This is a genomic window from Streptomyces sp. NPDC058457 (genome assembly GCF_042720695.1).
Taxonomy (GTDB): domain Bacteria; phylum Actinomycetota; class Actinomycetes; order Streptomycetales; family Streptomycetaceae; genus Streptomyces.
Genome location: NZ_JBHXLU010000128.1, coordinates 17,280 through 30,933, shown reverse-complemented (window position 1 = coordinate 30,933; position 13,654 = coordinate 17,280). Strand labels below are relative to the sequence as shown.

Genomic DNA, 13,654 nt, shown 5'->3' with positions numbered 1-13,654 from the left:
GGGGGGCTGTTCCGGTTTTGATGTTGGTGGTGAGGTGTTGGTTGGGGCCTTGTGGCTTGTGGGTGTCATGGTGGGGAGGGGGGCTGTGATTGTGGCTTTTCGGGGTTGTGTTGCACGGGGTCAAGCGGTTGGAAGCGGCGGGGAGGGTCGCTGTGTGGGGTGCGCGTGGTGAGTTTGATGTGGTGTTTCCTGATGTGGTGTTTCCTGATGTGGTGCCGCCTGCGGAGTGTGGTGACGGGGTTGGTGTTGTCTGATGCCGTCCCTCTACATCGGCGTCTGCTGGCTGCTGGATGTCCGGGAGAGCGTGCTGGGCTATGACGACCTGGCTGTGGCGGACTGTTCTGCGCTGGTTGCTGCGGTTGCCGGGCGCAGGACCCGGATGCCCGCCTTCGCGACGGCCGACCCGGACGCGGTCTGGCGTGCTGCGGCCCTTCTGCACACGATCGTGCGTGTGGAGCCGCTTCCGTACTGCAGCAGTCTGTATGCCGCGTTCTTTGCTGCTCAGTACGTGGCGCAGGCCGGCGTGGGCGTCGATCCGCCCTGTGGCGCGCTGTCCGGCCTGGTCGGCAGGGTCCGCGACACCCGTGTCAGCGTCCGGGATGTCGCCGATCAGCTGCGTGGCTGGAAGCTGTAGCGCCGGGCCGGGGCGGGGATCGCCGCTGTGTTTGTGGCGCCTTCGGTGGTCTGCCGGGTGGCGGTGGCGTCTTGGGCGGTCGGTCCCGTACGGGGGTGGGTGCCGGAGGCGTGGTTGCGGGAGAGACGGTGAGGTGCAGGTGACGACGGGGTTGCCCAGGCCGGCCGGTCCGGCCGTTTCACGGGGGTTCGCCGCGGGGCGGCTCGGCCTTCGGTGCCCGGGTCGCCGTTGACTGCTGGTTCGCGGGCCCGCTTCCCCCGGAAGGGTGCACGGCCTTCCCCGGGGTGGGCCGGGTTCCGTATCGGCTGGGCGGCCGGGAGCGGATCGCGAGGACGCCTGGTGGATCTCGTCGTGCGGCAGCCGGCAGGCCGGCCCGGGTGGCGGTAGCCGCGGGCAGAGCGTCGTAGTCCCGAGTTTCCTCCGCCCTGCCTGTTCGGGGACACGGCGATGGCGGTGTACGGCAGAATGACGCCCGGCGAACTGCCATAGCGCAGCCGTGACCGCAAGTGCCCTGTTTCATGCGGTCCTTGGGCGTGCGAGGAGAGGAAGACGTGAGCGAGGACCGGAGTGCCACCGCCGCAGTGCAGCGACTCGACACTGGGACGGCGCACAACGCTCGCGTGTGGAACTACTGGCAGGGCGGCAAGGACAACTACCAGGTCGACCAGCAGGTAGGCGATCATGTTGCCGGAATGATCCCCGTGATCCGCGACATCGCGCGCGCAGACCGGGAGTTCCTCGGCCGCGCCGTGCGCTGTCTGGCACAGGAGCACGGGATCCGTCAGTTCCTCGACATCGGCACCGGCCTGCCGGCCCTGGAGAACACCCACGAGATCGCCCAGCGGATCGCTCCCGGGTCGCGGGTCGTGTACGTCGACAATGATCCCATCGTGCTCGCGCACGCCCGCGCCCTGCTGACCAGTGCCCCGGAGGGCGCCACCGGCTACATCGACGCCGATGTGCACGACCCGGACACCATTGTGCGCATCGCCGGACGGACTCTCGACTTCACCAGGCCCACCGCACTCATGCTGCTCGGCATCCTCAACTTCGTCCTTGACGGTGACGAGGCGCGGGCCATCGCACGTCGGCTCGTGGAGGCGCTGGCCCCCGGCAGCTTCCTCGTGCTGACCCATCCCACCACGGAGCGCGAACTCGGCGGCGACCTCCAGCTCGAGGCGATGGAGTTCTGGAACGCGAACGCCAAACCGCCGGTCACCGCCCGCAGCAGCGGGGAGGTTGCCCAGTATTTCGACGGGCTCACGCTCCTGGAGCCCGGGCTGGTGTCCTGCTCGCTGTGGCGGCCGGAGCCCGGGGAAGAGCCCGCGGTCGTACCCCAGCTGGGAGCCGTGGCGCTGAAGCCGTGATCTCTCGCTTCACTTCGCTGCCGCGCACACTCAGCTGATCTGGTGTGTTGTTGGTTTGCTGAGAGGTGGGGTAAGCGGTTTTGGTGGTGGGGTCAGGGTGTGTGATCTGGGGTTCTTTGTTCTGGGTGGAGGGGGGTGGGCTTGTTGTAGTGGCTCTGGCGTGAGAAGGCTCGGTGTGTGTTTGCGCTGGTCAGGTGTGTTTTGCCTGGTCGGGTGTGGTGTTGTGCTGGAGCTGGTTTCCTGGTCGGTTGTGCATGGTCGTCGGGTGGCGTGCGGATCAGGGGAGGTCGGGGTGCGGTGAGAGCTGCAGGTCGGGCTGGGCGCGGGGGAACTGCGTTCGTTGCAGGGGTGGTTGCGTGCGGATCCTGGGGTTGGGTGGTCTGTGGTGGTGGGGGTGTGGGGTGGTGTGCCGGGGCCGGGGGGGATGGGTACGGTCGTGGATGTGCTGGAGTTGGTGACGGGTAATGGGTGGGGTGCGGCGTCGTTCGTGCTGGCGGTGGCGGTGTGGCGGCAGAGCCGGCCGCAGCGGGCGTGGGTGGGGATCCGCCGTGGGGGGACGGTCATCGTCCTTGTGGAGGGTTCTGAGGGGAGATCGCGCGGGCGGTCCGGGCGCTGGAGGCGGTCGGTGGCGGTGAGGGCGGGGAGCGGTGAGTGTGCTGTCCGATCCGGGGGCTTCGCGCGCTGTGCTGGTGGGGACGAGCCGGTATGAGCGTCTGGAGCGGTTGCCGGCTGTCGCGAACAGCCTGCAGGTGTTGGCCGGTGTGCTGCGTTGGCCGGTGTGCTGCGGGGGCCGTTGTCGCTGTGGTTGCCCGGGGAGCATGTGACGGTCGTGGAGGATCCGGTCACGGCACGCGGAGTCGTGGGCGCGGTACGCGAGGCGGCTGCAGAGGCTATGGACACACTGGTCGTCTACTTCGCGGGGCACGGGCTGGTTGATGCCCGGGACCAGCTCGTTTTGGCCCTGCCGCATACCGGGTTCGGCCGTATCGAGACCGGTCTGCCTTATGACGGGGTGCGCCAGGTGCTGCTGCTGGATTCCAGGGCCGAGCGTCATGTGGTGATCCTGGACTGCTGTTGCAGCGGCCTGGCTTTGGGGAGGATGAGCGCCGGGACGGGGCTTGCCGACCAGGCTGTGGTGGAGGGCAGTTTCCTCCTGGCGGCGGCCGCGGAGACCCGCACGGCTCTGGCGCCGGCGGGAGACACCTGTACGGCCTTCACCGGGGCCCTGCTCGACAGGGGGATACCCGGTGGTCCCGCGCTGCTCGATCTGGGCTCCCTCTACCGGCATCTGCGCCGGACGCTGGAGGCGCGGGCGCATCCCGTTCCGCAGGCCCGGGACCGCAACAGCGGTGCCCAGGTCGCACTCGCACGCGATCATTGCGATGTGCCGGTTTGGTGTCAGTGGTTGGCTGTCAGGTCGGGGTGTCAGGTCGGGGTGTTTTCGGTGGTGGGTGCTGGGGGTGGGCGGGGTTGCTGACGTGGGGTGGTGTCTGCTGTCGTAGCGACTGTCGTGGGGTGTTACGCCTCGTTTCGTGTTGCTGTCATGGGAACGGCACTTCTGGTCTTTTTGCGGGGCGGGCGGGTTCACGGTGGTCTTCTGTCGGGCGTGCGGCCGGGGGAGGAGCGGGTGGGGGAGCGGGAGCTTGAGGGACTGGTGTCGGTGTCCCGGCCGGTGTTGGTGGGGCGGTTGCTGGAGCTGGATGCGTCCGGTGGTTTGACGTCGGCGCGTGTGCGGGCGGGGGCGCGGTTGGCTGGGGTGCATTCGAGGACGGTGTGGCCGGTGGGTGGGTGCGGCGTGCAGTGAGGGCGGTGTGGAGCGTCGCAGGCGTTCCCGGTTCGAGTTGTCGCAGGGGGCGTGGGAGGTGTTGGCGCAGGCGGGGGCAATGTGTCTGTGCTGTACGGGCATTTGAAGGAGTGCGGGGAGGGGGATGCGGGGGTTTCGCTGGCCTCGGTGTACCGGGCCGTGCACCGCGAGCTGGCCTCGGGCCGGGTGTTGCCGGACGGTGCTGTGGTGCGGCAGGAGCGGGTTGGAAGGGAGACCCGGCAGGCTTTGGCGGATCTTGCCGTCGCGGGTGCCGGCGCCGGTACGCCGTCTGCTTCTGCCGCGGCTGGTGCGGCTGGGCTGAGGCATGCAGCGCGGGAGGCTGCGGGGGTGGCGGATGTGCCGGGGGTGGTACTGCCGATGGGGGCTCGGGCGGTGCGTGCGGCGTCGGTGCGTGCGGTGGCTGAGGCGGTGGGGCAGGCGATGGCGGCCGGGGGCGCGGGGTGTGTGTTCGGGGATGCGGGGCGGGGCAAGACGGTGGCGCTGCGGATGGCGCTCTCGGATCCGCCGGCGGGCTGGCGTGTGTCGTGGGTGCGGGTGCCGGTGCGTCCGTCGGTGTCGGAACTGCGGCGGACGGTGTTCGAGGCTCTGGTGTTGCCGGGCCGGTTTCCGCACCGTTCGGCCGAGGCCGATGAGCGGATCGTCGGCGCCGTGGACGAGGCTCGGGTGCTGGTGGTGGTTGAGGCGCAGCGGTTGCCGGTGCCGTGTCTGGAGTATCTGCAGTCGTTGTGGGGCCACCCGCATGCCCGGATGGCGCTGGTGCTGTGCGGGGCGGGCAGCGAGCGCGCGGTGGCGCGTGTGCCGCAGCTGGCATCGCGGATCTGTGCGTGGCAGGAGGTGGTGCGTCTTGCCGTGGGCGAGGTGGCTGCGGCGGTGCCTGTCTTTCATCCGCTGTGGGCTGGCGTCGCGGGCGGGGAGGTGGCGTGGATCGATCAGTCCTGCACGCACGGCGTCTTCCGTATCTGGGCTGCCTTGACGACGTACCTGCAGAGCGCGCTGGTGACCGTGCCGGACGCGATGGTGGGCCGGGAGCTGCTGGGTCGTCTGTTCCGGCGTCTGAGCCCTCCGGCCTGACGGCCTGAGTGGATGTGAGGGGAGGGAGGGGGAGATGGAAGACGGTGGTGCGGCCGGCGCCGCGCGGGGCGGGCTTCCGGCGGCGTCGCGTACCGCGCTGCGCGGTGTGGCGGTGCGCCGGCTGCTCGCTCTGCGGGTGCGGGGCGAGTTGACGACCGGTCATGTCCGGGTGGCGGCGGATGCGCTGGGGGTGTCGGAGCGCACCGTGTGGCGGTGGCTGGCCGCGGCCAGCCGCGACGAACGGGCAGCTGACGAACCGGGGGCACGGGCCCAGACCGGCACGAGGTTCACGATCACACCGGAGGTTCCGCGCTCTGCTGGCGTTGTGGAAGGGCAATGTCGCCGCGGTGCAGCGTGAGCTCGCTGCTCGCGCGGCCCAACGCCCTGCAGCTGATGCCGGTGTACAGGTCGGGCCGCCGACCGGTATCGGTCTGCCGCCGGAGGTGCCGTCGCTGACGACGCTGCACCGGGCGATCCGCCGTGATCTGACGCCGGGGGGGCGGGCGGGGCTTGCGGGTGGGGAGCGGGCGGCGCGCAAGCATGATGTGTTCCTGGCCCGGCCGCGCGGCTGGCGCAACAAGGTGTGGGAGAGGGACCACATGCAGGCACCGGTGCTGGTCGATGTCGACGGCGAGGCTCGCAGGCCGTGGATCACCTGGTTCACCGACTGCGCGACGAACGCGATCACCGGCGTCGCGGTCACGCCGGGAGATCCGTCGCGGGAGTCGGTGCTGGCCGCGCTGCGCTCCGCGGTCTTGCGCGAGGACCCCTACGGTCCGTTCGGTGGTCTGCCCGAGAAGGTGCGTGTCGACCGCGGCAAGGACTTCCTGTCCCGGACGGTGACCGCCGCGTTCGATCTCCTGGACGTGACGGTGGAGGACCTGCCTGCGTGCACGCCCCACCTCAAGGGCACCGTGGAGGGGCTGAACCGGGCGGTGGAGAGCATGTTCCTGGCCGCGCTGCCCGGCTGTGCCCGCCAGCCGCGCCCCGGTAAGCGTGCTTCCCGTCCGAAGGACGAGGTGCTGCTCGGCTTCGAGGACTTCACCGCCCGGCTGCTGGAGTGGACTTCGTGGTGGAACACCGAGCATCGCCCCGCGCCCTTGCGGGGCAGGACTCCGCTTGAGGCGTGGCAGGACGATCCCACCCCGCTGCGGGACGTGCCGGCCACGGATCTGCGGACGTTCCCCTGGAGGACGCCGGCACCCGCACGCTGACCACCTGCGGCATCCGGTTCAGGAGACGCGACTATGTGGGGCTGTGGATGACCGGCCTGGCCGGGATCCAGGTTCGGGTCCGTTTCATGCCCCGCCACGATCACCGGATAGAGGTCTGCCACGCGGCCACGGGCCGTTATCTGGGGCCTGCGGACCTGGCCGACCAGGCCGCCGACGAACAGATCAGCGCCGTACGGCGGGCGCGGGCCGCTCGCTCCCGCCGTCTGAAGAAGGACCTGGAGGCTTGCCAGCGCGAGCGCTACGCCGCTGTGAACCAGCCCGAGGCGCCCCGGCGGCTTGGCGCGCTGACCACCGCGCAGGCCGAGGGCGAACTCGCCCAGACCGCCGGCACTGACCTCGCGCAGTTTGCGCTGCCGGGCCTCATCCCGCCCGCCGTGCCCCCGGCCGACTGGCGCACCCCGCCCTCCCTCGTCACCCGGACCATGCCGGGCCGGCCTGCTCCCGTCCTGTCCGAACCTGCCTCCGACGGCCTGCCCGAACCCGTTGCACAGGCCGCTGAAGACGGAGACGCCTCGTGACCGCGGCCGCCTACCAGTACGTCGGCCTGCCCGATGCGTCCGTGGTCACCACCCGCGCCCTGCTCACCGCCCGGGAGAACATCTCCGACACGGTCGCCGCGCGGGCCATGATGTGCATCCACGGCGGCGCCGGCTTCGGCAAGACGCTCGCCGCCCCCATCTGCCTGCGGGGGCTCGAGCCGCACGAGGACGTCCGCAAGATCACCTTCCGGGCCCGTCCCACCGCCCGCGCGGTGCGCTACGAGCTGTTCACCGCGCTCGACCTGGCCGGTGAACCATCCCGCCACCCCGGCGGGTTCGACCGACTGCTGAAGACGGCCCTGTCCGAACGCCCCCGCACCTTCCTCGTGGACGAGGCCCGGTGGCTCGACGGGGAGGCGTTCGAATACTTCCGCTGCCTGTGGGACGAACCCGCTACCCAGCTCGCGATCATCTTCGTCGGCGGGGAGGGCTGCCACACCGTGTTGCGTCGCGGGCCGATGCTCTCCTCCCGCATCTTCATCTGGCAGCACTTCACCCGCCTCACCCCCGGCGAAGTCCTGGAGGCCATCCCGCTGTTCCATCCGGTCTGGGCCGACGCCGACCCCGGCGACATCACCTTCGCCGACCAGCACGCCGCGCACGGCAACTTCCGTGCTTGGGCGCAGTTGACCGCGCACACCCGTACCGCCCTGACCCGCACCGGCCGCCCCCGCGTTGATCAGGAACTGCTGCGCTGGGCCTTCAGCCGCCTCGCCTGACCACCACGGCGCCATGCCGCCTGCCGCGCCACCGCCGCCCGTGACTGTGGTCATCGACCCGGGCGACGACGTGATCCACACGCATACCGCTCTGGCCGCCCACCACGTGCCGTCCGGCCGGATCACCCTGCACCCCGGCCCGGGAACCACCGGCGAAACCGGCCTCGCCCATGACCTTTTTGCCGCCCTGGGTAAACCGCCCCTGCTCCCGGGGCGTTTCTTCGCCGGCCGTCAGCCCGCCGGGGAGGCGGCCACCGCCTGGATGACCGCCCTTCCCGTCACCTGGTTGACCGTCCTGCGCGCCCACCGCCTCACCGCCCGCCGAACGATGCGCCTCCTGCAGTTGCGCGCCCTCACCGGCATCCACCTGACCCTGGTCTGCCACCGCCCCCGTCTGCCCGCCGCCCTGCACCAGGCCCTGCAGAGGGTCGATTACACCCTCACCGCCGAACTTCCGGGCCGCCCGCCGCCACTACTACGGCACGACCGCTCCCATACCCCCGCCTGTTGACGAACCCGCCCGCCCGGCCAGCCGGTGGATCACCCTGCCCGCACTGGAGCGCCTCGTCTCCTACGGCAGTCCCGCCCCTTGTACCGGCCTGTGTACGCCGCCGCCGATCGTCTTCCGGCACCGCCCGTCACCGACACCCCTCACCGAGCAGATAGCCCGGGAGGCCGCCCGGCGCCTGGCCGCCGTGACCGCCCATCCCCGCTTGGCCGCCGCCCTGGCCACCGCGCTCTTCACCGGCGCCTCCTTCCGGCAGCTCGCCACTGCCCGCCCCGGCGACTACGACGATGCCGCGGCCACCCTGGCTCTGCATGACCGCGCCCGCTACGCCGACGGCTGCGCCGCCTACCGCGTGCCGCCGTGGGCCCGCGTCTTCCTGAAGGCCGCCGTCTGCTTCGCCCGGCTCGCGCCCGCCCAGGACCAGCATCTGCTGGCCGGACCCCACGACCGCACCCTCCTGCTGCGCGTGGCGGAGGCAGCCAGGCTCCGCCCGCCCCAGCCGCCTGTTGGCCGGCGCACCGGCCCTGCCGGCCGCATTCAGTGGGACTGGCGTGAACGCAAAGAAGGACAGGGCTACGACACGATGCTGACACGGCACCAGATCTCGCCCTCGTCCTGAGCCCGAACCCGGTGCACGGTCAGCCGATGGAGAAATCGGCGAACTCGACGTCGGTGAAGGCGATCCCGAGACCGTGGGCGCGCAGGCCTGTGTCCCGGAAGCAGGCATGCCCCACCGCTCGGGCGAGGATCACCATCTGCTGCTGCTCGCCTGCGCCGGCGTCCCGGGCGGCGAACGGCTCGCGGGCCACTTCTCCCGGCAGGTACTGGGTGATCAGCCGCACTCGCGGGTCGTCCGACGGGCCTGCCGGAGCGGCGAATCCGAACCGCGCCCTGGTGTGGAGGACAAACCCGTCGACTTCGGCCCGGGCCCGTCGGCGGGCGCGCACCCGGGGCTGCCACCGAGCCCTGACGGCCACATCGATCAACCCTGCATGCACAGCACCGGGGTTGCGGCGCGTTCCCGGCCGGGTGGTGACCCATCTCTGTACCGTGCGCTGAGAGATCCCCAGGAGGACAGCCACGTTCTTCGTGGAGCCTTTCTCCGCCTGGAGCAGGAAACGCACAGCGGCATCCCTCGTAGGCACGGGACGGGTCAGCAACGCGCGTTCGCGCCCACTGACGATCTCACCCATGCCGCCCCCGAGCGTTCTGCCACCGCGATGGCCGGTGCACGGCGGCCGTCTGCTGCTCCAGATCTCTCACACCAAGCCGCGTCCTCCGGCCAGTTCAGGCATAGCCAGGACATCAGAGCGGATCCTCGGCTGACGGACCTGCAATAGGCCCACGAGAGCAAACCTTGACCAGCTGTCACCGAGGATGGAGCGAACGTGGTTCGTGAACCAAAGACTCCGCTCTGAGAGCCGACGTTACGGGATGGGCAGCTGGCAGGTCGGGTGCAGCCACAGCACGCTGGGACAGTCCCACCTGGCAAGTGAGGGCCCGGCCATGGGATGCCGATGCTCGTTGGCTGCGATCCCGGCCGCAGGCGCGTACACGGCGTCCCAGCCGGCTGCTGCCATCGCCTCCCAGTCAGGCGCAGCGCGACGCATCGGGCGATCCGGCGGAAGCGGGAACGCTGCGACCAGCCGGTTGAGGTCGTCTGCGGTGTCGATCAGGTAGATCCGCGCCTCGGGCAGCGGCTCCACGGTGATGATCCGCGTGTAGGTACCGCGATACGCGGAGCCTTGCCCGGTCACCTCGTCCGGGGTCGCGAGCCAGTCGGTCCAGGCCGTTCTGGTCGGGGCGCCGTCGACGGACCACGCAGTGACAGGTGAGCACCACAAGCCATGCTCCGGCCGGATGAGGTCCACTGAGTTGCCGGCAGCCTCGAACCTGCTCGGATACGGCGGTGGGACATCCACCGAGGACGCATAGGCAATCGGGGGCAGCAGCTTGAGGCCCGGTGGCATCAGTTCCACGGTGGCCGTCCTCCCGCAATCCCGGTCTCGCGACCGTATTCACCCGGCTGTAGGCGTCGGACGCCGCCCCGGGCTGCTGTCAGCCGCGGCCAGGCGACCTCCAGCTCCGCAGGCGATACTTTGAATCCTTAGATGGAAACTATCAGGATCCACCCTGGGTGTGATCTATGAAATCTAAGGCTTGCGTTGTGGTGCTGCCGGGCTCTACTGTTCCGCTATCGCCCCGGGGTGAAGGACCACGGAGCGGCGGATTGGGGGCTCGGCATGCTCAACATCGGACTTGGCGCCTACCGGACGTGGCCGGAGGACGAGCACGGGAAGTCGTCGGCTGGGTGGCGCCCTGGTCTGTCCGACGAGGAGGTGTACGCGGCTGCGCAGGGCCGCTGGAAGCTGGGGGTGCGGGCGGACCGGGAGCGGTACGTGGTGTTCAGCGCCATGGGCATCGTCGTTTTGGCCGTGGAGATCGACCACATCTCGGCTGCGGACCCGGACGGCCGTCGCACGATCCACGGCACGATCCTCAAGCCGGGCAACCCGGTGTACGACAAGTACGTGGGCAACGAGTCGCCGGTCGACAAGAGCCAGAACCCGGTGCAGTACTTCGACTCGCCCTTCGACCGCAGCAACTGTGCGTGCGGATGCGGCGAGGAGGTTCCGTCCGGACGCGACTTTCTCCCCGGACATGATCAGAGGGCCATTCATGATCGGGTCAAGCTGGTCGGAGGGGTCCTGCCGTTCATGGACTGGTTCGACGCGGCCTGGCCCGAGGCCAAGCCGCAGGCTTGACGGTCTGTGCGCTCTGCCCTGCCGACCGCGCTCGGCAGGGCACATCCGCTTCCTTGCGGTGGTCCGCCGTGGAACCTTAGCTGTCACTTACGCCGTCCGTACGCGCTTGGTACGCGAAACGTGCGCTTCACGCTAGGGTTGCGGGACTGGAGGTGCCGCATGTCCGAGCTGTTCGACGCGGTCGACGCGCTCATCGCGTCCCGCTCCCCGTTGCCGCCGCCAGTGGAACGCAGGCGGCTGCGCCAGGCGCACGGCCTGACGCTGGACGAGGTGGCCGCCGCACTGCAGGTGCGGCGCGCGACGGTCAGCGGCTGGGAGGCCGGCAAGACCGAGCCGCGGCCGCCGGAGCGCGACGCCTACGCCCGCATGCTCAAGCAGCTCGCCCAGCTCTATCCCGCCGACCCCAACGCTGCAGCGCCGGCTGAGGACACGGCGATCCCCGAGACGCCTGCTGTTGCGGCCGCTCCTGCGCCATCGGCAGCTGAACCGACCCAGGCCCACGCTGACTCCGAGCCTGCTCGCGGGATCACCGCACGCCGCTCCGCCGGCCCTGCCGCTGTACCGCGTCCGGCGGCCACGACCAGGCCGACGCCGCGCGGTCCGGCCACGAAGAAGGCCGCCCCCGCCATCACCCCGGCAGGCGGGAGGGATGCGAGGTTCGAGAACGGTCCGCTTGCGGTCGTCGACGTCGACGCAGAGGGCCAGGTGCTGGCGTTCTGCGTCGACGGCCTGGTCCTGGACGTACCGGCGAAGTCGATTGCGGCCCTGGTGGAGTGGACGCTGCACGAAGGGCGGCTCGGTCAGCCGAAGCTGTCCGGGCCGGGCAAGGACGCCGACCCGCTGATCGTGCTGACCGAGGCCGCGTGCGAGTACTACGGCCTGCCCATCACGCTCACCAAGGAGGAGCGCCTGGCCGGCCGGCTGCCGGAGGGCCACAAGGTCATCAAACAGCTGACGCGCGCCGGCTGGCAGCTGACCAAGCGCGGGTTCGGGCCGTGGGCGCGGATCTACCGCCCCGCACAGGGCTCGGACCGATCCTGCGCGCAGCTGTGCATTCCGTCGTGGGACGCGCTCGACCCCCGGCACTGGGCCGCCGCCGCCCAACTAGCGTCGGCCGACCTCGCGCGGCTCCTGGGCACCTATGCGGCCCGGGTGATGACGCCGCGCGGCTCCACCGCCGTCACGGGCCTGGAACTGATGACAGCCCTCCACCCGCCGACCCGCGCCTCCGAGCCCGACGCCGACGGCAGGCGGCATTCCGAGCGCAACCCCGGCTCGCTGGGCAAGGATCCGGTGGACTGCGCGCCGTGCGAGGCCCCCGACGGGCACCCGCTCCTCGCGGACCTGCCGCGTTTCCACCAGCGCACCCCGGCGGAGGTACTGGTGGAGGAGGCGTACGACTGGGCGCGTCCGCTCACCGACGCCGAATGCCTTCGCCCCCACCTGGTGGGCATCGACGTGAACATGGCCTTCGCCGCCGGCGCGAACGGCCTCACCGTCGGCCTCGGTGCGCCGACGCACATCAAGAATCCCGTCTTCGATCCGAAACTGCCCGGCTCCTGGCTGGTCGACCTCTCCCACGTCGACCTGTCCCGCGTGAAACTCGCCAAGGACAGGTGGGCACAGCTGGACGGCGAGCTGCTGCCGAGCCCGTTCACGCCGAAGGGCGAGCGCCCGCAGGGGCCGGCCTGGTACGCGACGCCGACGGTGGCGTACGCGGTGGAGCTCGGCTACGAGGTCACGCCGGTCGAGGCGTACGTCCGCCACGACAACGGCCGCTACCTGGATGCCTGGTACAACCGGCTGCGTGATGCCTACCTCGCCACGATGGCCGACCTCGGGGTGGGCGCGGACCTGCCCCCGGAGGAGTTCCTGAAGGCGATGGACGGCTACCGCCGGCGTGACCCCCAGCTGGCGATCGTGGTGTCCGCGATCAAGGCGACCGTGAAGGGCGGTATCGGCAAGCTGCGCGAACGCCCGCGCGGGGAGGGCTGGAAGCCCGGGCAGCCGTGGCGGGCCCTTGCCCGGCCCACCTGGCGCCCGGACATCCGTGCCGCCGTCATCTCCCGCACCCGCATCAACATGCACCGAAAGATCGTCAAGCACGCCGCCTTCACCGGGCAGTACCCGGTGGCGATCCTGTCGGACTGCGCCGTCTACGCCTCCGACGGGCCCTCCCCGCTGGACTTCCTGCCCTACCGGGACGGCAAGCCGCTGCCGGGCGGTTTCAAGCTCGGGGTGAACCCGGGCCTGGTGAAGTGGGAGGGCACCCAGAGCGTGCTGTGGGGTGAGGGCGTGCGCGAGCAGTTCAACGCCCCGGAGCTCAACCTCGCCCGGTACATCAAGGACGGCACCGTCACCGACGTCGACAACGGGGAGTAGCAGGCGATGAGTGTGTTCGGGGACGGCCTGGACGCCGCGGTGCACAAGGCGTTCACCCGCCCGGCGCCCAAGAGCGCGCCCGCGCAGATGCGGTACCTGGTCAAGCAGCTCAAGAGCACCAGGGCGGTGGCCCAGATGCTGCGCATCTCCCAGCGCACGGTCGAGCGGTACGTCAAAGACCAGATCAAAAAGCCGCGCCCGGACCTCGCCGCCCGCCTGGAGGCCGAGGTGAAGAAGCGCTGGCAGCCACAGATCCGCGCCAAGGCGCGACAGAAGGCGGCGACCACTGACGGCATCGTCATCGACACCCGCGCCCGGATCGGCTACACCGCGCCGATCGGCACGACGGACGAGGACCGCCTCCGGCACCTGACGGTCGCCCTGCCGCCCCGCTACGCCGCCCGCCTCTTCAACGCACAGGAGCAGGGCGCCAGCGACCAGCAGCTCCAGCAGATCGCCGCCGAAGCGCTCAAGGAGGTGTACTTCCAGGACAGCGGCCGCCGCGCCGGCCAGCTGGAGGAGGTCCGCCTCACCGACATCGAGCACCTCGAGTTCGACCTGTAGATCCCGAACAGTTGCTCCATCCGCTCCGGCTCCATCCGCTCCGGC

The 13,654-nt window shown here is 70.6% G+C and carries 13 protein-coding genes and 1 pseudogene; 12 read left to right on the top strand and 2 right to left on the bottom strand.

The genetic code is table 11. The features are described from left to right. The first annotated feature begins 253 nt into the window (after positions 1-253). The 9 genes and pseudogenes from ACFWPS_RS49940 to ACFWPS_RS49900 all read left to right on the top strand — a co-directional run bounded on the left by ACFWPS_RS49940 (position 254) and on the right by ACFWPS_RS49900 (position 8,517). Positions 254-634, top strand: coding sequence for a toxin Doc (locus ACFWPS_RS49940; protein WP_383720001.1), 381 nt, complete (start codon positions 254-256; stop codon positions 632-634). A 551-nt stretch (positions 635-1,185) separates the two neighbouring features. Beyond that, positions 1,186-2,001: an SAM-dependent methyltransferase gene (locus ACFWPS_RS49935; RefSeq protein ID WP_383719999.1), complete on the top strand. Its 816-nt coding sequence runs from the start codon at positions 1,186-1,188 to the stop codon at positions 1,999-2,001. 382 nt (positions 2,002-2,383) lie between these two features. Further along, entirely contained in the window at positions 2,384-2,710 is a 327-nt protein-coding gene (locus tag ACFWPS_RS49930; RefSeq protein ID WP_383719997.1) for a hypothetical protein, read from the top strand. 69 nt (positions 2,711-2,779) lie between these two features. Further along, entirely contained in the window at positions 2,780-3,478 is a 699-nt protein-coding gene (locus ACFWPS_RS49925) for a caspase family protein (protein ID WP_383720004.1), read from the top strand. A gap of 408 nt (positions 3,479-3,886) precedes the next feature. Beyond that, entirely contained in the window at positions 3,887-4,897 is a 1,011-nt protein-coding gene (locus ACFWPS_RS49920; protein WP_383719995.1) for an ATP-binding protein, read from the top strand. 112 nt (positions 4,898-5,009) lie between these two features. Then, positions 5,010-6,650 (top strand): annotated as a pseudogene (locus ACFWPS_RS49915) (Mu transposase C-terminal domain-containing protein). Then, entirely contained in the window at positions 6,647-7,390 is a 744-nt protein-coding gene (locus ACFWPS_RS49910) for an AAA family ATPase (protein ID WP_383719992.1), read from the top strand. Before ACFWPS_RS49915 ends, ACFWPS_RS49910 begins: the two are co-directional and overlap by 4 nt. 40 nt (positions 7,391-7,430) lie before the next feature. Next, the gene (locus tag ACFWPS_RS49905) at positions 7,431-7,901 is read left to right on the top strand and encodes a hypothetical protein (RefSeq protein ID WP_383719990.1); all 471 of its coding nucleotides are present in this window, start codon (positions 7,431-7,433) and stop codon (positions 7,899-7,901) included. A 184-nt stretch (positions 7,902-8,085) separates the two neighbouring features. After that, positions 8,086-8,517 (top strand): hypothetical protein, encoded by a 432-nt coding sequence (locus ACFWPS_RS49900; protein ID WP_383719988.1) that lies wholly within the window; start codon positions 8,086-8,088, stop codon positions 8,515-8,517. A 19-nt stretch (positions 8,518-8,536) separates the two neighbouring features. Here ACFWPS_RS49900 and tpg (ACFWPS_RS49895) read toward each other — a convergent pair whose 3' ends face one another. Further along, positions 8,537-9,091, bottom strand: coding sequence for a telomere-protecting terminal protein Tpg (gene tpg / locus ACFWPS_RS49895; RefSeq protein ID WP_383719985.1), 555 nt, complete (start codon positions 9,089-9,091; stop codon positions 8,537-8,539). 234 nt (positions 9,092-9,325) lie between these two features. Then, positions 9,326-9,877: a hypothetical protein gene (locus ACFWPS_RS49890; RefSeq protein WP_383719982.1), complete on the bottom strand. Its 552-nt coding sequence runs from the start codon at positions 9,875-9,877 to the stop codon at positions 9,326-9,328. Between the two features lie 228 nt (positions 9,878-10,105). Between ACFWPS_RS49890 and ACFWPS_RS49885 the strand changes: the two genes are divergently transcribed. From ACFWPS_RS49885 to tpg (ACFWPS_RS49875), 3 genes are all read left to right on the top strand, one after another. Next, positions 10,106-10,663 carry a hypothetical protein gene (locus ACFWPS_RS49885; protein ID WP_383719979.1) on the top strand — a complete coding sequence of 186 codons (558 nt, stop codon included), beginning with the start codon at positions 10,106-10,108 and terminating at the stop codon, positions 10,661-10,663. Between the two features lie 159 nt (positions 10,664-10,822). Beyond that, positions 10,823-13,045 carry a telomere-associated protein Tap gene (gene tap, locus ACFWPS_RS49880; RefSeq protein WP_383719976.1) on the top strand — a complete coding sequence of 741 codons (2,223 nt, stop codon included), beginning with the start codon at positions 10,823-10,825 and terminating at the stop codon, positions 13,043-13,045. A gap of 6 nt (positions 13,046-13,051) precedes the next feature. Further along, complete coding sequence (tpg, locus tag ACFWPS_RS49875; protein WP_383719973.1) at positions 13,052-13,609, top strand: telomere-protecting terminal protein Tpg; 558 nt, start codon at positions 13,052-13,054, stop codon at positions 13,607-13,609. The last annotated feature ends 45 nt before the right edge of the window (positions 13,610-13,654 follow it).